General features: G+C 39.4%; 23 protein-coding genes. 6 read left to right on the forward strand and 17 right to left on the reverse strand.

The features are described 5' to 3' along the window. Window positions 1–30: 30 nt before the first annotated feature. The 5 genes from BTA34_RS10505 to yfbV all read right to left on the reverse strand — a co-directional run bounded on the left by BTA34_RS10505 (window position 31) and on the right by yfbV (window position 5,210). The gene (locus tag BTA34_RS10505; protein WP_151435576.1) at window positions 31–1,275 is read right to left on the reverse strand and encodes a hypothetical protein; all 1,245 of its coding nucleotides are present in this window, start codon (window positions 1,273–1,275) and stop codon (window positions 31–33) included. A gap of 190 nt (window positions 1,276–1,465) precedes the next feature. After that, entirely contained in the window at window positions 1,466–3,295 is a 1,830-nt protein-coding gene (locus BTA34_RS10510; RefSeq protein WP_151435577.1) for an SLC13 family permease, read from the reverse strand. 109 nt (window positions 3,296–3,404) lie between these two features. Beyond that, a complete protein-coding gene (locus BTA34_RS10515; RefSeq protein WP_151435578.1) occupies window positions 3,405–4,067 on the reverse strand; it encodes a sugar phosphatase in 663 nt (220 codons plus the stop codon). 53 nt (window positions 4,068–4,120) lie between these two features. Further along, window positions 4,121–4,615, reverse strand: coding sequence for a YfbU family protein (locus BTA34_RS10520; RefSeq protein ID WP_151436756.1), 495 nt, complete (start codon window positions 4,613–4,615; stop codon window positions 4,121–4,123). Between the two features lie 139 nt (window positions 4,616–4,754). Next, a complete protein-coding gene (yfbV, locus tag BTA34_RS10525) occupies window positions 4,755–5,210 on the reverse strand; it encodes a terminus macrodomain insulation protein YfbV (protein ID WP_069367978.1) in 456 nt (151 codons plus the stop codon). Between the two features lie 392 nt (window positions 5,211–5,602). Between yfbV and ackA the strand changes: the two genes are divergently transcribed. The 3 genes from ackA (at window position 5,603) to BTA34_RS10540 (ending at window position 9,580) form a co-directional block, all read left to right on the forward strand. Further along, on the forward strand, window positions 5,603–6,805 hold the full coding sequence (ackA, locus tag BTA34_RS10530) for an acetate kinase (protein WP_023581716.1): 1,203 nt from the start codon (window positions 5,603–5,605) through the stop codon (window positions 6,803–6,805). A gap of 77 nt (window positions 6,806–6,882) precedes the next feature. Then, a complete protein-coding gene (gene pta / locus BTA34_RS10535; protein ID WP_151435579.1) occupies window positions 6,883–9,027 on the forward strand; it encodes a phosphate acetyltransferase in 2,145 nt (714 codons plus the stop codon). A gap of 409 nt (window positions 9,028–9,436) precedes the next feature. Beyond that, window positions 9,437–9,580 (forward strand): Hok/Gef family protein, encoded by a 144-nt coding sequence (locus BTA34_RS10540; protein WP_099073797.1) that lies wholly within the window; start codon window positions 9,437–9,439, stop codon window positions 9,578–9,580. Window positions 9,581–9,652: 72 nt separating this feature from the next. Here BTA34_RS10540 and alr read toward each other — a convergent pair whose 3' ends face one another. The 4 genes from alr to BTA34_RS10560 all read right to left on the reverse strand — a co-directional run bounded on the left by alr (window position 9,653) and on the right by BTA34_RS10560 (window position 13,110). Continuing rightward, window positions 9,653–10,876: an alanine racemase gene (gene alr, locus BTA34_RS10545; RefSeq protein WP_151435580.1), complete on the reverse strand. Its 1,224-nt coding sequence runs from the start codon at window positions 10,874–10,876 to the stop codon at window positions 9,653–9,655. Between the two features lie 206 nt (window positions 10,877–11,082). Beyond that, on the reverse strand, window positions 11,083–12,339 hold the full coding sequence (locus BTA34_RS10550; protein ID WP_099073795.1) for a PTS ascorbate transporter subunit IIC: 1,257 nt from the start codon (window positions 12,337–12,339) through the stop codon (window positions 11,083–11,085). 10 nt (window positions 12,340–12,349) lie between these two features. Continuing rightward, on the reverse strand, window positions 12,350–12,637 hold the full coding sequence (locus BTA34_RS10555) for a PTS sugar transporter subunit IIB (RefSeq protein WP_069367973.1): 288 nt from the start codon (window positions 12,635–12,637) through the stop codon (window positions 12,350–12,352). Between the two features lie 29 nt (window positions 12,638–12,666). Then, a complete protein-coding gene (locus BTA34_RS10560; RefSeq protein WP_098942351.1) occupies window positions 12,667–13,110 on the reverse strand; it encodes a PTS sugar transporter subunit IIA in 444 nt (147 codons plus the stop codon). A 227-nt stretch (window positions 13,111–13,337) separates the two neighbouring features. Here BTA34_RS10560 and BTA34_RS10565 point away from each other — a divergent pair, with 227 nt between their 5' ends. Next, window positions 13,338–14,384 carry a LacI family DNA-binding transcriptional regulator gene (locus BTA34_RS10565; protein WP_151435581.1) on the forward strand — a complete coding sequence of 349 codons (1,047 nt, stop codon included), beginning with the start codon at window positions 13,338–13,340 and terminating at the stop codon, window positions 14,382–14,384. On the opposite strand, the gene yfcD is transcribed toward BTA34_RS10565, so the two are convergent. After that, entirely contained in the window at window positions 14,381–14,923 is a 543-nt protein-coding gene (gene yfcD / locus BTA34_RS10570; RefSeq protein ID WP_151435582.1) for an NUDIX hydrolase YfcD, read from the reverse strand. The genes BTA34_RS10565 and yfcD overlap by 4 nt on opposite strands. A 198-nt stretch (window positions 14,924–15,121) precedes the next feature. Here yfcD and BTA34_RS10575 point away from each other — a divergent pair, with 198 nt between their 5' ends. Further along, entirely contained in the window at window positions 15,122–15,736 is a 615-nt protein-coding gene (locus BTA34_RS10575) for a glutathione binding-like protein (RefSeq protein ID WP_151435583.1), read from the forward strand. A 66-nt stretch (window positions 15,737–15,802) separates the two neighbouring features. Further along, on the forward strand, window positions 15,803–16,708 hold the full coding sequence (locus tag BTA34_RS10580) for a TIGR01777 family oxidoreductase (RefSeq protein ID WP_151435584.1): 906 nt from the start codon (window positions 15,803–15,805) through the stop codon (window positions 16,706–16,708). 519 nt (window positions 16,709–17,227) lie between these two features. Here the strand turns inward: BTA34_RS10580 and BTA34_RS10585 are convergent. The 7 genes from BTA34_RS10585 to BTA34_RS10615 all read right to left on the reverse strand — a co-directional run bounded on the left by BTA34_RS10585 (window position 17,228) and on the right by BTA34_RS10615 (window position 23,929). Next, on the reverse strand, window positions 17,228–17,809 hold the full coding sequence (locus tag BTA34_RS10585) for a UbiX family flavin prenyltransferase (protein WP_151435585.1): 582 nt from the start codon (window positions 17,807–17,809) through the stop codon (window positions 17,228–17,230). A gap of 119 nt (window positions 17,810–17,928) precedes the next feature. After that, window positions 17,929–19,446, reverse strand: a complete 1,518-nt coding sequence (purF, locus tag BTA34_RS10590; RefSeq protein WP_075670606.1) for an amidophosphoribosyltransferase — start codon at window positions 19,444–19,446, stop codon at window positions 17,929–17,931. Window positions 19,447–19,476: 30 nt separating this feature from the next. After that, window positions 19,477–19,968 (reverse strand): colicin V production protein, encoded by a 492-nt coding sequence (cvpA, locus tag BTA34_RS10595; protein WP_023581692.1) that lies wholly within the window; start codon window positions 19,966–19,968, stop codon window positions 19,477–19,479. 184 nt (window positions 19,969–20,152) lie between these two features. Then, window positions 20,153–20,815, reverse strand: coding sequence for a cell division protein DedD (dedD, locus tag BTA34_RS10600; RefSeq protein ID WP_151435586.1), 663 nt, complete (start codon window positions 20,813–20,815; stop codon window positions 20,153–20,155). Next, window positions 20,805–22,103 (reverse strand): bifunctional tetrahydrofolate synthase/dihydrofolate synthase, encoded by a 1,299-nt coding sequence (folC, locus tag BTA34_RS10605; protein WP_151435587.1) that lies wholly within the window; start codon window positions 22,101–22,103, stop codon window positions 20,805–20,807. Before folC ends, dedD begins: the two co-directional genes overlap by 11 nt. Next, entirely contained in the window at window positions 22,096–23,058 is a 963-nt protein-coding gene (accD, locus tag BTA34_RS10610) for an acetyl-CoA carboxylase, carboxyltransferase subunit beta (RefSeq protein ID WP_151435588.1), read from the reverse strand. Before accD ends, folC begins: the two co-directional genes overlap by 8 nt. A 169-nt stretch (window positions 23,059–23,227) precedes the next feature. Further along, window positions 23,228–23,929, reverse strand: coding sequence for a DedA family protein (locus tag BTA34_RS10615; RefSeq protein WP_151435589.1), 702 nt, complete (start codon window positions 23,927–23,929; stop codon window positions 23,228–23,230). Window positions 23,930–23,932 lie beyond the last annotated feature (3 nt).

Here is a 23,932-nt window from a genome sequence, read left to right on the forward strand (position 1 = left end):
AAAGTTGATACTATAATTTAATGATATAAATCAGTCTTCATTTTTTACATCGTTTTTATCAGAATTAATATCCTTATCATTCATACCTTTTATATTTTCCATTTCCTTTATATTTTCTGCTAAAAACTTCAATGTATTGGATTCAAAACTTACGATCAAACCTTCTGTTAATTTATTTAGCCTATCAATTTTGCTATTATCTTTACCAATAACTAGATTTCTTATTCCTTTCATACCTCTAATAAATACATTACTTCTATTGATACTTTTTGTTTTTCCCATAGCAAGCATTATTATATCATTTTTATTTTCATTAAGTTTTAGTGCTTTCATATAATCTAATGTTTGGTCAATTGCCGAATTAACTGTCTCTAATCGTTTTTCTGAGTTTAATGTAGCTGCAAACTCTAAACCTTTATCTTTGATCATTTTTTCAATAATATTTTCGGCTTGTTCTAAATTAACATGAATATTATTGTCATTAAGATAGTGTTCAGCAATTCCTTGAAAAATATCATGTGTATTTAAATCACTTTTATTTCTAACAATATTTTTATTTTTAAAATCATTAACAAGTTCAAAAAGACCTTCTATTTTTTTATCAAATTTATTTGACTCCATTATTCTTAATATATTTTTCGCTCTATTAGTGATATTCAACTTATTTTTTCCAGCGTCTATATATCCTTGGTATTTCTCATTTAAATAATCCTTTACATACTCAACAGAATCATTCTTATTATTATTTTCTAATATAGAAAAGATTATCGCCTCATCTGCATTGTTTAATTCTAATGAAATAGAAAAATTAGTCATTGCTTTTGATGCTTTATCATGAAACTCAGGTGCTAATGAAGTAAAATTATTATACTTTGATAATATCTCATTCCCCACACTTTCTTTATTATTCATCAGATTATTCGCGATCAATCCTTTAAAAACAGTACGACGTGTAGAAATAGCCTGTTTTATCTGTTTTAGATCATCGCTAACACTTTGAGTCAAATTTTTATTATGTTCACTAGAAAAAACAACGTTTTTATTATTTACTCTTGCTGTTGATTTACCCTGGCTATTTTTTTCTATTATTATCTTTTTTATTTTATTACTTAATACTTTGTTACTTTCTTTTGATGTATGATTATTGCCATTAGTTTTAAACTCTCTATTATTATTTGATATAGTGCTTATTGCCTTGTCATCTTGAGTATTTTTATCATTCTGAATCAAAATGTTGCTTTGGATGCTTTGGGTGCTTATTGAATTTATACACATTATATATCTCTCTTATTAAATTATTTTCAGATCAATAATATGACTATACTTTTTTTTCTAAGAAAGATTTTCAGAAAACACACATTCATAGATATGTCGCATACATCAAATAAAAAACATCGCCCAATAAATAAAAAACGCTGTTTATTAATTAACAAACAGCGTTTCAGAAAAACAAAAGTATTAATATTTAGAATGGGAATAATAGCGGGATCAGGAAGACACTAATCAACATCACAATAACCGTAAATGGCACACCAATCTTCATAAAGTCGGCAAACTTATAGCCACCCGGCTCCAGGATCAGCGTATTAACAGGCGATGAAACTGGCGTCATAAATGCTGCGGATGCTGCAACGCCTATCACCATTGCAAATGGTAGTGGAGAAACATTCATTTGGTTAGCCGCAGCTATAGCAATTGGTGCCATTAATACCGCCGTTGCCGTATTGGAAATAAACAACCCAATTGATGCACAAAGTATAAATAAACACACCAACATCACTTGAGGACCAGCACTACCCGCAACATCCATTAAACCATTAACAATAAGCTCTATACCGCCTGTTTTTTGTAATGCGGCTGCAAAAGGCATCATACCAACAATTAAAATAATACTAGGCCAATGAATAGAGCGATAAGCACTTTCCATATCAATACAACGGAATTTACCCATTAATAAACAGGCAATAAGTGCCGCAATAAAGTTAGGGACTTCATTCGTCACCATTAACGCCACCATTAATGCTAACGAAAACAATGCATGAGGAGCTTGGGATGAAGCAGGGGCAACAGTTTCAATTTCTGCGGCTAAATTTAACACAATAAAATTACGTGGTTTCGTCGAAAGAATACGGATTAACTTCCAATCACCAATCACCAATAACACATCACCAAGGCGTAATGGCTCATCGACAATTTTACCCGGCAAGGCGCTTCCTTCACGACGAATAGCAACCACGTTTAGTCCATAACGGGTACGAAATTTAATTTCTCTTAATGATTTGCCTAATAATTCGGAATCAGGATTCATGGATACTTCAGCAAGCCCTACATCACGAGATTGTTCAGAAAAATATTCACCTCGCAATACCATTGGCTCTAATAGCTGTTCGCGGCAAAACTCACGTAAATCGACATCACTGGCTGACATATCAACTAATAAAACATCACGCTCTCTTAATTCAGTGCCACCAGTTGCACTAACCATAACACGCCGAAACCGCCTCCAGCGTTCAATACCGACAACGTTTGCACCATAACGAGAACGTAAGTGTAATTCATCAAGTGAATGACCGACTAGCGGAGAACCTTTACGAATGGCTAAACGACGAGCGCGCCCCGCTAACTGATAATCACGAATAAGATCACGGAAAGTACGACGATAAGCTTCTTTTTGTTTACCATTATCGTTATTTCCTAGCCACCGACGTACCACCAGCATATAAAGAATACCTGCAAATAATACAGCAATACCTATTGGCGTAATGGAGAAAAACTGAAAACTCGGTAAACCTTCTCTGACTAATTCACTATTAACAACCATATTAGGTGGTGTTGCCACTAAGGTCATTAATCCACTAATCAGCCCCGCAAAACCTAACGGCATCATTAAACGACCCGGCGATGTTTTCATTCGAGCAGCAACACTCAATACAACAGGAATAAAGATAGCGACAACGCCTGTTGAACTCATGAAAGCACCTAAACTTGCAACGCATATCATTAATAGCACAAGCATTTTAACTTCACTGCTACCCGCGACACGAACTAGCCAGTCACCCATTTGATAAGCCACACCGGTTCTTACTAACCCTTCGCCAATAACAAAAAGGGCAGCAATCAGTAATACGTTAGGATCGCTAAACCCTACCGTGGCTTCATTTAATGAGAGAGTACCGCTAAGAACGAATGCGATGATGACAAGTAAAGCGACCACATCCATGCGGATTTTGTTGGTCGTAAAAAGGACAATAGCTATCAATAGCAGGCTTAAAACCCATAATAATTCGCTATTCAAAATGGCCTCGATCAGCAATAAGTGAAAACAGTTTAAGACATCAATTCACTACATTGATAAGTAGACCATTTTTACAACAATAAGTCTTCTAATATGATCAAAGAAAAGACTATCTTTTGTGCGTAATTATCACTTTTTCAGCTTGCTTCTCGATTTGAATATCATTTAAAGAATCAATAATTAAATGAATCTCATTACGACGAGGAAGGGAAAGAGGAGCATGAACGGCAACGACTTGGCATCCCGCATCTAAACCAGAGTAAATACCCGCTGCTGCATCTTCAAAAACCACACAATCTTGTGGTAATAAACCCAATTTTTTGGCACCTAAAAGATAAGGCTCTGGATCCGGTTTACCTTTGCTAATACATTCCGCGGTAACCCAATGCTTAGGTTCAGGAATGCCCGTAACAGATTGACGCGTCGAGGCAATAGGAACCGTACCTGATGTGACAATCGCCCAAGGAATATTTAAGTCATTAAGGCGATTAATCAACTGAATAGCACCCGGAAGTGGTGCTAAACCTTCTGTTTGTGTTGACTCTAATTTTTCTAACCAACGGAACGTTTCTGTTATCTCTTGTTCGGTTGCATTAGGCATAAAATGGCGAATCGACTCAATTGCAGGCTTTCCGTGGATGTAGTCGTTAATCTCTTGTGTTGATACACCGACACGCTCACCAAATAGCGCCCAACAATGTTCAACAACGGGTAATGAATCAACTAATGTTCCATCTAAATCAAACAGAAAACCTTTACATGTGATTGCCATATTTTATGCCTACCTTTACCTTACAGTGATGCGTCAACTATTATGTACTGCGATTACGCATTAAGTATTTGTTGGATTTCAACGGTGCTAAGGTGATACTGGCGAGGGCACGCTAACCAAACAGCAAGCATTCTTTGGTATTTTTCCCACATTGGTGTTTGAGAGTTAAAACCATGACTGCCACTATCAAAATGTGTATAACGCCCTTCTGTATTCACCATAAAACGCACATAGCTAAGATAGCGGGATTCTGTCGCTGCATCAAAGCCTATAAATGCGACACGGCGAGCATCTGGCATTTCTTGTTCTTTTAAGTTATCACGAGAAACTTGCAGTGCATGGTACATTTCCATGACGTTAATAATGGTACGGCAAGTCTCTTCTGACATTTCATCGAAATCACGGTCAAGTTCACGTAATTGTAATCCATAACCGCGTTCAATAATTGTCTGATAGCGACGATAACGTTCAGCGTTATCAGGATCCATCATAGTCATCATTTTATACTGATTAGAGAGGATCAAGCGTTGTGCGTGTGTCATTTCCATCATTAATTCTCCAAAGAAATTATTGGGAGGATCATGTCATTAATCAAAAGTATTGAGTAGTGCTAACTACGCGTTTTTTGATCTCAACGGGGTAATTCAGATGACAATCATGACAAACGAAGAAGGTAGAACAAATGTTCTACACATCATCAAGAAAAGAACGATCCAGTTGCTTAAAAGCACGTTTTAATAAATGAGCTAAAGAAAGGTAAGTCGGTGTTTGTTCAACAGGTGCTAAAGCGATACCTGCTTCTTCAAATTTCTCCCGAATTTCATAAAACCAGCGTAATAATGTTGCAGGAAGTGGCGTTGCTGCACGCTTACCTAACCACCATAATCCTTGCATTGGCAAGCTACAAGCAAAGAGCGCGGTTGTAATTGCTGGTCCCAAATTACCACCCAATGCGATTTGCCATGTCATTGTAAAAATGGCGATAGGCGGCATATAACGAATACCAAAGCGAGTGGCTTTGACAATACGATTTTCAGGGAAAACAGGCGCTAACTGCTTTTCAACCGGCCAGGTTTTTAAATACTCATTACCCAAACGAAGCTTCTTAAAAAAGCCGGGGGGAGTCACTGTCGGTTCGCTCATAATGACCTCAATCAATTTCTTCTGTAACTTTTAAAAAATATCTATAAAGAATAAAAATCTTTTAGTAGAATTAAGTATATTTTGTCTTTGTTGCCTTTACTCTGTATCCTGTGCCCATTCTAAAGGTTTGTGGCAATAAAGCGCTATATTTTGTTTGCCGGCGTGATTTTCAACCCTTTTCGCCGATTTTAACGCGAAAAGTTAATGGGTGAATAAAAATCGTCCAATTAATGATTGGCAACTATAATTAGCATCAAGTTTTTTACTTTAAGCATGATGCGCGTCATTAATGTCATCATAGGAATGCGATAGGCTTTTATGATTGACGTTTTATTAACCACCGTCTTTATAATATAAAAGACACTACGACAACAAGATAAATAGGTAATTCCATGTCAAGTAAGCTGGTGCTGGTACTGAACTGCGGTAGTTCTTCTCTTAAATTTGCAATTATCAACCCAGAAAATGGTGAAGAATTCCTGTCAGGTTTGGCTGAATGCTTCAACCTTCCTGAAGCCCGCCTGAAGTGGAAAATGGATGGCCAGAAACACGAAGCTGCGTTAGGCGCAGGTGCTGCTCATAGCGAAGCATTAAACTTTATCGTAAATACTATTCTGGCTCAAAAACCAGAACTTTCTGCACAAATCGCGTCTATTGGTCACCGTATTGTTCATGGTGGCGAGAAATTCACTAAATCTGTCGTGATCACTGACGAAGTTATCAAAGGTATTGAAGCAGCTATCCCATTTGCACCATTGCATAACCCAGCTCACCTTATTGGTATTGAAGAAGCACGTAAAGCATTCCCTCACTTAATTGAAAAAATGGTTGCTGTTTTTGACACGGCTTTCCATCAAACAATGCCAGAAGAAGCTTATTTGTATGCTCTGCCATACAGCTTATATAAAGATCACAGCATCCGTCGTTACGGCGCTCACGGAACTAGCCATTTCTACGTTTCTCGTGAAGCCGCTAAAATGTTAAACAAACCTGTTGATGAACTGAACGTAATCACTTGCCACTTAGGTAATGGTGGTTCTGTTTCTGCTGTCGTTAACGGTAAATGTGTTGATACTTCTATGGGTCTGACTCCATTAGAAGGTTTAGTAATGGGTACTCGTAGTGGTGATATCGATCCTGCTATCGTGTTCCATTTACACGACACTTTAGGTATGAGCGTTGAAGACATCAACAAACTGCTGACTAAAGAATCAGGTCTGTTAGGTTTAACCGAAGTCACTAGTGACTGCCGTTATGTTGAAGATAACTACGACACTAAAGCAGACGCTAAACGTGCAATGGACGTTTACTGCCATCGTTTAGCGAAATACATCGGTTCTTACTGCGCACTGATGGAAGGTCGTTTAGACGCTATTATCTTCACTGGTGGTATCGGTGAAAATGCAGCAATGGTACGTGAATTATCTCTGAAAAAACTGGCTCTGTTAGGTTTTGAAGTTGATCATCAACGTAACTTAGATGCACGTTTCGGTAAATCAGGCACTATCACTACCGATAACAGCCGTCTTGCTGTTGTTATCCCAACTAACGAAGAGTTAGTTATCGCTCAGGACGCAAGTCGCCTGACCGCTTAAGTTCTTTGATGTACTGCCAGTGTAATGCTGGCAGTACTGTTTTACATAACGAGCAACCGATATTTAAAGAGGTTTCCGTGTCCCGTACAATTATGTTAGTCCCAACTGATACACGCGTAGGTTTAACCAGCGTCAGCTTGGGTGTTATCCGTTCTATGGAACAAAAAGGCGTTAGCCTTAGCGTGTTCAAACCAATTGCACAACCTCGTGTAAAAGGCGCTTTAGACCAGACAACTGCGATTATCCGCTCTCACTCCACTATTCAATCATCAGAACCTTTAAACATGGATTATGTTGAGTCTCTACTCAGCTCAAACCAAAAAGATGTTTTGATGGAAGAAATTGTTGCTAGATACCATGAAAATACCGCTGATGCAGAAGTTATTCTCATCGAAGGTCTGGTACCTATGCGTAAGCACCCTTTTGCACAATCATTAAACTATGAAATTGCAAAAACATTAGGCGCTGAAATTGTTTTCGTTACTGCATTAGGTAACAACACTGTTGAACAGCTAAAAGAGCGTATCGAATTTGCGCGTGCTGAATTCGGCGGTGTAAAAAACCAAAATATCACAGGCGTTATTGTTAACAAACTAAATGCGCCAGTTGATGATCAAGGCCGTACACGTCCTGACTTATCTGAAATCTTTGATGATTCAAGTAAAGCGATTATCTCTAATGTCGATTTAAAAACCATCGAAAAAAATAGCCCACTGCCTTTACTGGGTTGTATTCCATGGAACTTCGATTTAATCGCCACTCGTGCAACAGATATGGCAAAACACTTAAATGCGACTATCGTCAATAAAGGCGATATTGAAACCCGTCGTATTAAGTCTGTCACTTTCTGCGCCCGTAGTATTCCACACATGTTAGAGCATTTCCGTCCTGGTTCACTTTTAGTGACATCAGCGGATCGCCCTGATGTATTAGTTTCAGCATGCCTTGCAGCAATGAATGGTGTTGAAATTGGTGCGATCTTACTGACAGGTGGTTACCAAATCGATGCACCAATCAAACAACTTTGTGAACGTGCATTCGAAACTGGCTTACCAATCTTTATGGTTAATGCGAACACTTGGCAGACTTCTTTAAATCTGCAAAGCTTTAGCTTAGAAGTTCCTGCTGATGACCATGAACGTATTGAAAAAATTCAGAACTATGTTGCTCAACATATCAATACACAATGGATTGATTCACTGACAGCTAACTCTGAACGCCCTAACCGTTTATCACCACCAGCATTCCGTTATCAATTAACAGAATTAGCACGTAAAGCGAAAAAACGTATCGTTTTACCAGAAGGTGATGAGCCACGTACTGTTAAAGCAGCAGCAATTTGTGCTGAACGTGGTATCGCAACTTGCGTGCTGTTAGGTGACCCAGAAGAAATTCGTCGCGTAGCAACCGCTCAAGGTGTTGAATTAGGTACAGGTATTGAGTTAGTCAATCCTAAAGAAGTCCGTGAAATCTATGTGCCTCGCCTAGTTGAACTGCGCAAAAACAAAGGTATGACAGAGGTTGTTGCTCGCGAACAGTTAGAAGATAACGTTGTTCTCGGCACATTAATGCTGGAAAAAAGCGAAGTAGATGGCCTAGTTTCTGGTGCTGTTCATACAACTGCAAACACTATTCGCCCACCACTACAGTTAATCAAAACTGCTCCAGGTAGCTCATTAGTGTCTTCTGTGTTCTTTATGCTGTTACCTGAGCAAGTTTATGTTTATGGTGACTGTGCAATTAACCCAGATCCAACAGCAGAACAACTGGCTGAAATCGCAATTCAATCTGCAGATTCTGCAATTGCATTCGGTATCGACCCTCGCGTTGCGATGATCTCTTACTCTACGGGTAACTCTGGTGCAGGTAGTGACGTAGAAAAAGTCCGCGAAGCGACTCGTTTAGCACAAGAAAAACGCCCTGATCTGATGATTGATGGTCCTTTACAATACGACGCAGCTGTTATGGCTGACGTTGCTAAATCTAAAGCGCCAAATTCACCAGTTGCAGGTAAAGCGACTGTGTTTATCTTCCCTGATCTGAACACAGGTAACACCACTTATAAAGCGGTACAACGTTCAGCTGACTTGGTTTCAATCGGACCAATGTTACAAGGTATGCGTAAACCAGTAAATGACCTTTCTCGTGGTGCATTAGTAGACGATATCGTCTACACCGTTGCGTTGACTGCTATTCAAGCAAGCCAACAAGAAAACGCATAATTACTGAAGTTTACTTCAAGTAAAGCAACGCCAGATGATTGATTTCATCTGGCGTTTTTTTATTCTACAGATTTCTTATTTGACTAAAATTCGAGGCAGTCTCAAACCAGACAACTTGATTCTGTCTCCTTTATAAAGGAGTGTCAAGAGACATTCCGCATATAAACACCAGATACAAAAACAATTAACATATTGATTTTACTTGTTTATTTATATTATTTTTATGCGAAAAAAGATAGGAATGAGGTGAATTTCTGTTAGTATGCGGGTGGGTGCTTGGATCATTTTGGTTCAAGCATTTGCGAGCGCCAAAAAGACGAAAGCCCCGAATTTTACTTTACTAAAATCCGAGGCAGTCTCAAAGCAGACAACTTGATTCTGTCTCCTTTATAAAGGAGTGTCAAGAGAAATGGCTAAATTTGCCCTGATGGGGCTGATTGCTGTCTGTATGACAGCACTGTGTTTATCATTACTTAAACATGAAAGATTATGCTCTTTCAATATTCGTAGTGGTCATACAGTAGTTCAAGCGACTTTATCTTGCGATAAATAGCTTTGTGGGGGAATTTTCCCCCACAATTTCTCAAACAGGTTGTTGTGTTTTGTGGTTACCAAGCACCCTACTTTAATCCACTAATATCCGTTGATTGGTTGCACCCCATAAAATCGACATTTCTGTAAACAGTGCACCACTAATATCTTCAACTTCTTCTGCCGTAATTTCGCTATTGCCTTGCTTACCAAAGAATACGACTTCATCCCCTGATTTGATATTTTTAAGATCTGTAATATCAACAATCACCGTATTCATTGACGTTTTACCTAAAACAGGCACACGTTGACCACCGATTAAGGCATGTCCAGCATTACTAAAAACTCGACGATAGCCATCTGCATAACCAACAGGAATATTAGCTAATACCGAGTCACGTTTTAGTGTGTAAGTCCGGTCATAACCAACAGTATTACCTTTAGGATAATAATTAATTGAAGCAATGGTCGATTTAAACGTCATAACACGTTTGTAATCTGTACTTGCGATGGTATCGCCATAGAAAATTCCGCCTACACGCACCATATCTAACCATGATCCAGGCACGGTAATTGTGGCAAACGTATTTGCCATATGCAGAGTAATGTCTTTGCGATTTAACCCTGTAACATCCAATACTTTTTGTGATTGCTGTTTAAAACGAGCAAGATCTTCTTTTACTTTATCAGCATCTTCTTCAGGATAATGAGACATAATGCCAACCACTTTAAGGTTAGCTAATTGAGCAATTTGCTTCGCCTCTTCAAGCCCTACTGCGTTACTAACTTCTAATCCATTACGAGACATTCCACCTGAATTTAAGGCAAGATGAATAGGGATCACTTTATTTTGTTGTTTAGCAATGGCATCTAATTTTTTAGCTATATCTAAATTACCAATCAATTCTTCCACGTTATAGCTTGTTGCCTGAGCCATTTCTTGCTCGGTGGCATTACGTACACGCATTAAACGACCTTGGAATCCTAGATCACGAACTTCTTTTAGCTCTTGGTTATTCGTTACACCAATACATTGCACATTATTTTCAATCATAATAGGTGCAACTAATGATAAATCATGACCATACGCATCACCTTTTAAAATGGCGCAAAGAGAGGATTTATCACCTAAAAGTGATTGTACTTTCTTCACATTAAAGTCAAGCGCACTACGTGAAATTTCAATCCATGAGTTATTCACAATTGCAGGTTGAACCTGAGCTGTTTGAACCGCAGATGGATTGTGATTAACCGGTTGTTGGCAGGCAGTGATAACAAAAAGTGGTAACAACGCAAGATATCGAATACCAAAAGACATCTTCTTTTTTCCTTAGTGATTGTGATGTAAACCTATTTTTATAATTAATTAGGTACGAAAATATACACACAGTGAATATTCAATCAGGATAATAGCATTGTTATTCACAAAATAAACATATAAATTCATATAAAAATTTTTGTAAAAAAAACGCCCCAATGAATTAGTTTCAATGGGGCGTTTATGTATCTTAATTTTTAAAACAATCAGCGAACAATAATACCTAACAATATACCGATAACACCAAAGTCTGCATCACTAAATGTGGTATTAGCAATACCGATATCGCCCAGTACTGGTAATAGGAATACAGGTAAGAAGGTAATTAATAAACCTTGAACGAATGCGCCTAAAATCGCACCACGGCGTCCACCCGTTGCATTACCAAACACCCCTGCGGTTGCCCCCACAAAGAAGTGAGGAACAACACCCGGAATGATCACTGTCCAATCTAAGGCATACAGAATAAACATGCCAATAACACCTGCGGCAAAGCTACTTAAAAAGCCCACTAATACCGCATTGGGTGCATAAGGGAATACAACTGGGCAATCTAAAGCGGGTTTGGCATTAGGCACTAATTTATCTGAAATACCTTTAAATGCAGGAACGATTTCAGCAATAACCATACGCACACCTTGCAGAATAATATAAACACCAGCTGCAAAGGTTATAGATTGCATCAATGAGAACATAAACCAGTTTTTACCACCACTGACTTCACGAACAAAAGCATCGCCCGCAAATAAACAGGTAATGATAAAAATAATCCCCATCGTAAAGGCGATGGCAACAGGCGTATCACGTAAAAATAGTAAACTTTTAGGCACATTCATCTCTTCTGTTGAATGTTCTTTATTACCAAATTTACTGCCAATAAAGCCAGCAACAACATAAGAAATCGTGGAGAAGTGCCCTAATGCAACATCATCAGAGCCAGTAATTTTTTTCATATAAGGATGGGCAATGGCAGGGAAAAACACCATTGAAATCCCAACAACTAACGAACCTACCGCAACTAATACTGTGCCTTCTAAGCCTGCTGTTGCCAAAATAACCGCCACCATCATCGACATAAATAATGTGTGGTGACCAGTTAAGAAAATAAATTTCCATGGCGTTAAGCGTGCAATTAAGATATTGATCAACATGGCAAAAAACATAATTAATGCCATCTCTTTACCAAAGCTTTTTTGTGCAATAGAGACAATCGCCTCATTATTAGGCACAACGCCTTGAATACCGAATGCATGTTGGAAAATCGTTGAGAAATCACCCAGTGAGTTAATGACAAGACCTGCACCAGCACCTAAAATCACAAAACCCATAATGGTTTTTACGGTGCCTTTAATACATTCTGTAACTGGTTTTTTTTGGGCAATTAAACCAATCAATGCGATCAAACCGACTAAAATAGCAGGCTCTGAAAGCACATCACTCATTAGAAAGCGGAAAAAGTCCATGATAGGCTCCTTATAACGCGCCTAATTCACGTAATGCGACCGAAAGCTTCTCTTTCATCGCCACTTTATCAATCATGTTATCCAGTGAAACAACCTTTCCATTTACCGCTTGTGAATTGAGTTGCTCTGCAATATCACGAGTACCAACATAGATATCACTTGGAGTACCTTTTGCTGATCCCAGATCAACATGATCGACTTCTGCATTCACAGAAAGATCTTTTAGGATACTTTTGATGCTCATTTCCATCATTAAGCTACTACCTAAACCATTTCCACACACAACAGTAATTTTCATGATATTCCCCTTGGTAATTTAAATTGTCTTTAATAGTTGTTGATAACGGCTAATACATCCGCTTTGCTTTTTGCATTAAATAGCTTTTGAATATCTGTATCGTTATCAAAAAGTTCAGCTAATTTTACAATGGCATTAATATGGCTATCGTTATCTGTTGCAGCCAAAACAATCAATAATTTCACCGGATCGTTTTCATCTGCACCAAACTCAACACCTTGCTCAACAATAGTTAAAGCAAGTGAAAGTTGATTAACACCATCTTCGGGACGCGCATGAGGCATCGCAATTCCAGGACCTAATACATAATATGGCCCTATTTTCTCGTGTGATTTGTAAATAGCGTCGATATAACGAGGTTCAATACAACCTTTATCAATTAATGGCTGGCACGCCACTTTAACGGCTTCTCGCCAATCGCTAACGTTTGGAACCACTTGTACCACATCTGGTGTTAATAACGTTTTAAGCATACTTGTAACCTCAATAAGACTCTCTTTGAGCTTCGTTATTAAGGATAGTAATCATTAATGGTAGCGCTATCTAGATAGATCATTCGTAATTGTGATAGCGCTATCATTTTAATGAAATGTTAATTGCAGAAAATGCCAACAATTGACACTGTATTGTTTCAGCATAATAAGAAGATTTCAGGTAGGATCTGCGGTTAATAAAATAGGCTAAGCAAGCATAATCACACATGATCAAAACACGTAAGCGCCGAAATACAGGTCGCGTCACATTACAAGATGTCGCTAAACATGCAGGAGTCGGATCAATGACCGTTTCTCGTGCATTGCGAACCCCTGAATTAGTTTCTGATAAATTACGAGAAAAAGTTAATCAAGCCGTAGAGGAACTTGGCTATATTCCTAATGCCTCGGCAGGTGCTTTAGCTTCAGCACAAAGCCATATTATTGCGGTACTGTTGCCCTCTTTTACAGATAGAGCCAGTGCAGATTTTATGCAGTCTTTACAACAAATCCTCAATCGCCATCAGTATCAAATTTTGGTGGGTTGCTATGAGCATCAACCTCATAAAGCCAGTGATGTGATTAATATGCTATTACAAAGTAATCCTGCTGCATTAGTCATCTTTGGTTCACAACTTAGCCCAACGCATTTTTTACATATCAGTAATGCCAATGTGCCTGTTGTCAGTGTTGCCAGTCAATCCGATGAACAAGCAGCTATTAGTATTGATTGTTCTTATGAGCAAGCTGCATATGATTTAACAAACCATTTAGTCACCCAAGGAAAGCGTTGTATTGGCTATATTGGTGCGTTACAAGGGCAACGCCTACACCACCAGCAAATAACAGGTTGGTCACGCGCATTACTCAAAAATTATTTAAATGCTGAGCAAAGTGTCACTACGCCTGATCCCGCATCTATGGCATACGGTCGGCAGGCATTAACAGAGATTTTATTGCGCCAACCCGAACTAGATGCGGTTATTTGTAGCCATGAGAGTATTGCACTAGGTATGATTTTTGAGTGTCAACGTCGATTAATTAAGATCCCACAAGATCTGGCTATCGCTTGTTTAGAAGGTTCTGAAAATAGTGATCAGATATCCCCTTCTCTTACATCAATTCGTTTTGATTATCATAAAATGGGAAAAGAGGCAGGAAAACATCTGATTGCACTTTTACAGCGTTTAAGAGACGAAGATGATAACGCTATATTCGAAGATACCGTTATCAACTATGCTTATCAATTTGAGTTGGGGCAAAGCACCCCTTAATCTACGGTTTCTCTACTTTCTAGGCGTGTACTGTTGTTACGCGTTAACCAAAGAGAGAGGGCTTTTAATGAATCAGGCGTGAATTCATCACAACGCTCAGTAATTTCAGAGGGAGTTAACCAACACACTTCCTCAATTTCTTCTGCTTGCAGTGCGAAAGGTCCATGAGAAACACAGCTAAACAAGCTTCCCCATACACGACAACTGTCATCATCATAATAAAATTGACCATGCTCCGCAAAAGGGACGCCCGCAATACCTAACTCTTCTTCTGCTTCACGACGCGCACTTTCAAGTAAATTTTCACCTTGTTGAACCACCCCGCCCGCAGTAGCATCTAACCAACCGGGATAAAAATCTTTTATTTCAGTGCGACGTTGCGCCAAGATTTTCCCCATTCCATCATGAACAACGATATAAGTTGCTCTATGTCTTAGATTTTCAGCTCGCATTTGTTGACGTGTTGCTTGTGCAACGACTTCATTTTTATCATCAACAATATCAACCCATTCAACCAATGCCGTCTTTTCTTGTTCCATCCTCAACAAACCTTTTTTAACCGATACTAAACGATCGTAATTTTTATCCTGAATATACCAAAATCACTATTTTTCACCACTACAATAATCATACGTAACTTGTTTTATCCATCTTGCGCTTTTTTGCTTTTTATGATGTTAGAAGGCAGACTGTGATTATATTGTGTATTTAGTGCCTACTTTATTTTGGAGCCTTTAATGATTGACTTATATTATGCAGATACCCCAAACGGCCAAAAAATAACGCTTTTTCTTGAAGAAACTGGCATACCTTATCAGTTACATCACATAGATATTAGTAAAGGTGATCAATTTAAACCTGAATTTTTAGCCATTTCACCCAATAATAAAATTCCTGCAATTGTAGATAACTCACCTATTGATGGCGGTGAACCTATCACTATTTTTGAATCAGGTGCTATTCTTATCTATCTAGCTGAAAAAAGTGGCAAATTGCTCAGTCAAAATTTACGGGAAAAAATAACACAACTACAATGGCTGTTTTGGCAAGTCGGTGGATTTGGTCCAATGTTGGGACAAAATCATCACTTCACCCGTTATGCCACAGAAAAAGTCCCTTATGCGATTAAACGTTATACTGAAGAAACACTGCGTTTATATAGCGTATTAGAGAAAAGGTTAGCGCACTCACCTTACCTTGGAGGCAAAGAGTACAGCATTGCGGATATCGCCACATATACATGGGCTAGATTACACGCTCACCACAATATTGATTTGGCAAATTATCCCGCAATTGATAAATGGCTAAACAACATAAGCCAGCGCCCAGCAACGAAAAAACTCTTTGGCTAATATAGGTAATTCATATATCAGGATGATATTTATTCTTTATCAAGCAAGCAGATCAGGAGGATTGTGATGAAAATACTTATCACAGGTGGTACAGGATTAATTGGCAAAGCATTAGTTTGTGAGCTTGCACTCGCCAATAATGATATTACGGTGCTTTCTCGTTCGCCTCAAAAAGTTTATTCGCATTTTTGTAATGAAATCACCTGCTGGACTCAACTCAACGATAAACAAAATCTTAATGAGTTTGATGCCGTTATTAATCTTGCTGGAGAACCTATTGCAGATAACCGTTGGACACCTTCTCAAAAGCAAAAACTGATTAATAGCCGTTGTCATTTAACCCAGAAATTGGTTGATTTGATTAAAGCTAGCGATTCTCCCCCTGCTGTTTTTATTTCTGGCTCCGCAGTAGGCTTCTATGGTGATCAACGTGATACACGAGTTACAGAAGAGACACCAGCAAATCCTGAGTTTACACATGAGCTTTGTGCAAAATGGGAACGTATCGCGCTTGAAGCTCAAACACCATTAACTCGCGTTTGCTTGTTGCGTACAGGGATTGTACTTTCAACTCTCGGTGGCGCACTGCCTAAAATGAGCAAACCTTTTAAGTTAGGTTTAGGCGGCAAATTGGGAAGCGGAAAACAGTATATGCCGTGGATACATATTGATGATATGGTCAGTGCGATTGTTTTCTTGCTTAAGACCCAAAACGCTAAAGGTGCTTTTAACCTAACTGCCCCTAACCCTGTGCAAAATAAAGAGTTCACTCGCCTTTTAGGAAAGACCTTTAATCGCCCAGCCTTAATGACTGTTCCCGAAAGCCTATTACGTTTGATAATGGGTGAAAGCGCGGCATTAGTATTGGGTGGGCAACAAGCCATTCCTGAAAAATTACTCAATGCCGGCTTTGAGTTCCGTTATCCACAACTAGAAGAGGCATTAAAAGATATTATTACCACAGGAAAATGATCTCTTTTAATTCGAAATAGGCATTCTACCAATAGGATACTCTAAATAATTCAAGGTGTAGCTAGGCGACAAGTGAATGAGTCGCTAGAAGCATACAATAGTATGTGACTAGTGCGAATAAACGCAGTCAACAACGTTGCAACTTGAAGAATGACGAGTAAATACTCTAAATAATTCAAGGTATAGCTAGGAGCATACAATAGTATGTGACTAGTGCGAGTAAACGCAGTCAACAACGTTGCAACTTGAAGAATGACGAGTAAATACTCTAAATAATTCAAGGTATAGCTAGGAGCATACAATAGTATGTGACTAGTGCGAGTAAACGCGGTCAACAACGTTGCAACTTGAAGAATAACGAGTAAATACTCTAAATAATTCAAGGTGTAGCTAGGCGACAAGTGAATGAGTCGCTAGGAGCATACAATAGTATGTGACTAGCGCGAGTAAACGCAGTCAACAACGCTACAACTTGAAGTATGACGAGTAACGCTGCAACTTGAAGAATGAGGAATATACTTAGCGACTTGGCTTATCGCCCTCCCACCTTTGAAATAAATCATCAGGTAAATCAATCTCAAACTGATCAAGTACACGATTTACTGTTTGATTAACAATATCATCAATTGTTTTAGGCTGAAAATAGAATGCAGGTACTGGTGGCATAATCACTGCACCTAACTCTGAAGCTTGTGTCATTAATCGCAAATGACCTAAATGCAGTGGCGTTTCACGCACACATAACACTAACTTACGCCCTTCTTTTAATACCACATCCGCAGCGCGAGTGACTAAAGTATCTGTATAGCTATGAACAATGCCTGACAGGCTTTTGATTGAGCATGGTAATATGACCATTCCATTAACACGAAACGATCCTGAAGAGATAGATGCGCCAATATCGCGATCGTCATAAATCACATCTGCTAAAGCATGAATATCTTTTAGCGAATAATCAGTTTCTAATGAAATCGTACGGCGTGCAGCTTGGCTAATCACTAAATGTGTTTCAACTGGCGGCACAGATTTTAGTATTTCTAATAAACGTATACCGTAAATTGCACCACTGGCACCTGTTAGCCCAACTATCAGCTTTTTCATTATAATCCTCAGAATATATACCTTTGTTAATCATTATGATGATTAACCCTCAAAAAACAAGCGTCGATGCAGAACACACTGGCATCGACGCTTTATAAGGATGGTATATTACCGAAAAATCAGCCTTCGTTATAGATTTCTAAATTTTCTATTTCATTCTGATCACGAATTTTATGTTCATCATCACGACGTAGATTTTCTAAATAATCCAAGTAATCTTGGTCGATATCTTTCGTAATATAAACACCGTCAAATACAGAACATTCAAACTGATTAATATCAGGATTCTCTTCTTGTACTGCTGCGATTAAATCAGTGAGATCTTGGAAAATAAGCCCATCAGCACCAATTAATTTACGAATTTCATCCACTTCACGTCCATGAGCAATAAGCTCATTGGCATTTGGCATATCAATACCATACACATTAGGGAAGCGAACTTCTGGTGCTGCTGAGGCAAAATAGACTTTTTTTGCACCCGCTTCTCTTGCAAGTTCGACAATTTGCTCTGACGTTGTGCCACGTACAATAGAGTCATCAATCAACAGAACATTTTTATCACGAAATTCTGCGCGATTTGCATTCAGTTTACGCCTTACTGACTTACGGCGCTCTTGCTGACCCGGCATAATAAAGGTACGACCAACATAGCGGTTTTTGACAAAGCCTTGACGATAAGGTTTATTGAGAATATGCGCAATTTCTAAGGCAATATCACAAGATGTTTCAGGGATTGGGATCACGACATCAATATGTAAATCATCCCACTCTTTAGCAATTTTGGCGCCTAATTTCTGCCCCATGCGTAAACGCGCATTATAAACCGAAATTTTATCGATAAAAGAATCAGGGCGAGCAAAGTAAACATACTCAAACAAACAAGGCATTAACTGCGGATTTTCAGCACATTGGCGAGTAAAGAGTTGCCCTTGCTCTGTGATATACACCGCTTCACCCGGTGCAACATCACGTAAAAATTCAAAACCTAATGTATCAAGTGCAACACTTTCAGATGCAACCATATATTCATGGCGACCATCTTCTAAGGTACGTTTACCCAATACTAAAGGACGAATACCAAAGGGATCACGAAAAGCCAGTAAACCATGACCGATTATCAAAGCAACACAAGCATAAGCCCCACGGAGTTTTTTATGCATTGCTGCAACGGCTGCAAAAATATTATCAGGCTCCAGCGGAAAATGGTCAAAACGGTCTAATTCATATGCCAATACATTGAGTAATATTTCAGAATCAGAGGTGGTATTGATATGGCGACGCGCTGTTTCAAATAATTGGCGACGTAATAAATGCGCATTGGTTAAATTACCATTGTGCGCCAACGTAATACCAAAAGGTGAATTCACATAAAAAGGCTGCGCTTCTGATGCACTAGAACTACCCGCTGTTGGATAACGGACATGCCCTATCCCGATAGTACCTTTTAAACGCAACATATGACGAGTTTCGAACACATCTTTAACCAGTCCGTTCGCTTTGCGAAGACGGAAACCGTTGTTACCGTCTATTGTTGCAATGCCTGCTGCATCTTGACCTCGGTGTTGTAACACCGTTAACGCATCATAAATTGATTGGTTTACTGGATTAGCTCCAGCGATACCGACAATACCGCACATGAATAGATCCTCATCAGCCAGACGGAGAGGTTATATTCTCTCCGACACGAAACTTGACGCATTTTGCAGGTAGTCAAAGAACCACCTAATAATATGGTTGAATTGAGGAATAAGCTCCGAACGTTGCCAATCAGCGCTATCTGCCATAGGCGTAAATGCGCCTAAAACAAAAAGTAATGCTGAGACTATCAGCACACCTCTTAAAGCCCCGAAACAGACCCCCAATACACGATCTGTACCTGATAACCCTGTGCGTTGAACAAGAGAGCTAATCACATAATTCACAACAGCACCAACAATCAGTGTTGCAATAAATAACGTGACTATTGCAATCCCGTTACGAACCAGCTCATCTTCAAACCGGGTAAAATAGACGGCAAGATAAGGATAAAACTGACTAGCAACAAAGAAACCACAACCCCAGGTGATGAGTGACAATGCTTCACGAACAAAGCCACGGATCAGGCTGACTAATGCGGAAAAACCAATAATGGCAATGATGGCGTAATCTATCCAGACCATAAATTCTTTATCCAATAATGATGCTCCGCATTAATACGGAAGCATTCTAACAGAAAACGAAAACGTTTGCGTAATGCTAATTTTCGCTAATTTCAAAATAATTTACGGCGATATGAAAAATCATAATCGCCGCAATAAGTTAACGCTTTGTTACATCACTCATCTGATGACTCGTTTAGAAAAATTAAGGCTTATATGCCCTTACCTCACCTTGTAAACCCGTAAGTTCTTTTAAATGAGGCAAAATAGCCTGTAATTCTGACTTAGATGCACTAGGACCAATGTAAATTCGAGTCACTTGCCCAGCAACAGGGCGTGCGGGTACGGTATATACCGGATAACCTGAGAAATGCATTTTTGCAATAATTTCTTCTACCTTCGCCGCATTTTTCAACGCACCTAATTGAACAACCCAAGCCTCGCCTTTTGGTGGCTTAGTTTCTTGCACTGGTGGTGCTGGTGGTTGCACAGGTGGCGTAACTACAGCAGGAGGCGCTGGCTGTGGTTGTGGTTGCTGTGGTGGTTGTTGTGGTTGTACCGGTGGTGTAACAGGTACCACCGCAGGCGGTTCAGACGTTGTAACAGCAGGTTGCTCAACGCCTGTCACTGCTTCAGAAAGCATACCTTCAGATGCGCCTTCTGATGGAGTAGAAGGCACTGCGGTTTGCTCTATCGGGGCGATAGATTCTATTTCTTGCTCATCACCGGGTTTGGGTACTAAAGGAATAGAGGCGAACTGGTCTTCGTTATATTTCTTATCGCCGTCGAGCAGTGCAGGTAAAAAAATGACCCCTACTGCCACCAATACAACGGCACCGACTAAGCGATTTTGAAATTTACTTGCCACCCACACTCTCCTTTTCCAAAAGTTCCATCACATGTGCGACAGTATGAAATGAGCCACAAACCACAACGATATCGTTAGGAGCAGCATCAGACATTGCTTGTTGCCATGCCTTTTCAACACTATCGAATACCATTGGTTTCTCAAGATGCTGAGCTAACACATCCACAGAAGCACCACGAAACTCATTAAGTGGAGCGACATACCAATGATCAGTCAATGGCGTTAAGCACGCTAATGTTCCTGCTATATCTTTATCACCCAGCATACCAACAACAATACGCACTTGAGTATCAGATTTTTGTGGTAATTGTGATAATTTTTCCGCTAAATATCCTGCTGCATGAGGATTATGTGCCACATCAAAGATAACCAAAGGATGTTGAGAAATTACCTGAAAACGACCCGGTAATTGAGCACGAGACATACCTTCGACAATGCTTTGCTGTGTGATTGCTTGACTGACTTTATCATCAGATTTAAGCAAGCAACGAATAACACCCATCGCTGTCGCCGCATTGGCTAGCGGAATATTAGGGATTGGCAACGCATCAAATTCACAGTCAGCACAACGCCACTGCCAGTGATCGCCTTCAATAACAAAAGACCAATCTGTTCCACGACGAAAAAGCTTGGCGTGTTTTTCATTGGCTACTTGTGCAATGGAATGAGGCATATCCGGCTCACCCACAACAGCATAGTGATTGGCTCGGAAAATACCGGCTTTCTCGTGACCAATATGCTCTCTATCTGCACCTAACCAATCAGTATGATCGAGGGCAATACTTGTGATAGCAGCAATATCTGCATCAACGATATTTGTCGCATCTAACCGACCGCCTAATCCTACTTCAAGAATAACAACATCAAGTTGTGCTTGTTGAAATAACTTCAGCGCAGCTAAAGTGCCGTATTCAAAAAAGGTTAGCGAGATATCGCCTCTAGCTTGTTCAATTTCAGCAAAAACATCACAAAAAGCATCTTCGACGAGTTCTTTGCCTTGGATACGAACGCGTTCTGTATAACGAACAAGATGAGGAGAGCTATAAACGCCGACTTTCAATCCTGATGCCATCAAGATTGACTCTAGCATATGACAGGTTGTGCCTTTTCCATTTGTGCCTGAGACAGTGATTACCTTCGGCGCAGGACGTAACACGTTTAATATTTTTCCTACCTTGCCGACTCGCTCTAACCCCATATCAATGGCACTAGAGTGTAAATGTTCAAGATAAGAAAGCCACACCGACAAAGGCGATGTGGCTTTAGGAGCAGTTATGATATTAGACATCTTCTTTTTTATTCGTTTCGATGTTAATTTCTGGCTCGTTGTCTGTAGATTCAATTTCATCAGCAATCATTTCTTCACCGATGATTTCATTTTCATCTTCAACTAAATCATACTGAGTCAGCTTAGCCAGTAATTCAGCCAGCTCATCACGCATTTCAGGACGGCGAATAATCATATCAATCGCCCCTTTTTCTAGCAGGAACTCACTGCGTTGGAAACCTGCAGGTAGTTTTTCACGTACTGTTTGCTCAATAACGCGAGGTCCTGCAAAACCAATCAATGCTTTAGGTTCAGCAACGTTGATATCCCCTAACATCGCTAAACTGGCAGAAACGCCACCCATTGTAGGGTCAGTCATAACTGAAATATAAGGTAAACCACGCTCTTGCATTTTTGCTAATGCTGCACTGGTTTTTGCCATTTGCATTAATGACATCAGCGCTTCTTGCATACGAGCGCCACCACTTGCAGAGAAACAAACTAATGGGCAGTTATCTTCTAATGCTTGTTCAACAGCACGAACAAAACGAGCGCCAACAACAGAAGCCATTGAACCGCCCATAAACGCAAATTCAAAGGATGCAGCAACAACTGGCATCTTTTTCAGCGTTCCTTTCATCACGATTAATGCGTCTTTTTCTTGCGTTTGTTTTTGAGCAGCGCTGATTCTGTCTTTGTATTTTTTAGAGTCGCGGAATTTCAGAATATCTTTAGGCTCTAATTCGCTACCTAATTCTGTTGTACTTCCTGAATCAAGGAAAGTCTCAAGGCGACGGCGCGCTGAAATGCGCATATGGTGATCACATTTAGGACAAACCTCTAAATTACGCTCTAATTCTGCGCGATAGAGTACCTGCCCACAGCTGTCACATTTAGTCCAAACCCCTTCTGGGATATTGGCTTTACGTGAACTTGTGATAGTGCTTTTGTTTAGAATTTTTTCAATCCAGCTCATTAATGGACCTTTTCGTCTGAATCTGACCTTCGCCAGTAAAATTATTGTTAGCGTATCAACCACAATGCACTGGCTGTGTGGTTAGCAAAGTTTATGATGATACCGCTTACTGAATTTCAGCGCATCTCTTTATTATGGCTATTCTACGGCAAAAACTGATGATAACTGCTCAAACCTCTTTGTTATCACTTTCTTTCTTTGCTTTTGCACTCGCTCTGCGATGGCGTAAGATCTCAATAACGCCCGGTAAAATAGAAATAACAATAATGGCAACAATTAGCAATTTTAAGTTCTTTTGAACTATATCTAAGTCACCAAAAAAGTATCCTGCATAAGTAAATAGTAGTACCCATGCAATTGCCCCAGTAACATTATAAAAGGCAAAGTGACGATATGACATTTTCCCCATTCCTGCAACGAATGGTGCAAAAGTTCGGATAATCGGCACGAATCTTGCCAAAATTATTGCTTTACCACCATGCTTTTCATAAAAAGCATGGGTTTTATCTAGATATTCACGACGGAAAATCTTTGAATTAGGCTTACTAAATAGTTTTTCACCAAAAAGCCGCCCGATAGAATAGTTAACCGCATCACCTAAAATGGCTGCACAAAGTAGCAGTAAAACAATAATATGGACATTCACATCATTAGTTTCTAATGAGGCTAAAGCACCAGCAACGAATAATAAGGAGTCTCCGGGTAAGAAAGGCGTTACCACCAACCCTGTTTCACAAAAAACAATAAGAAACAAAATGGCATAGACCCATGTACCATATTGTGCGACAAGCTCTGCTAAATGTGCATCAATATGTAAAATAAAATCAATTAAAAATTTAATTAAATCAACAAATTGTGTTAATATTTCCATAAA

The organism is Proteus sp. CD3, assembly GCF_008808075.1.
Lineage (GTDB): Bacteria > Pseudomonadota > Gammaproteobacteria > Enterobacterales > Enterobacteriaceae > Proteus > Proteus appendicitidis.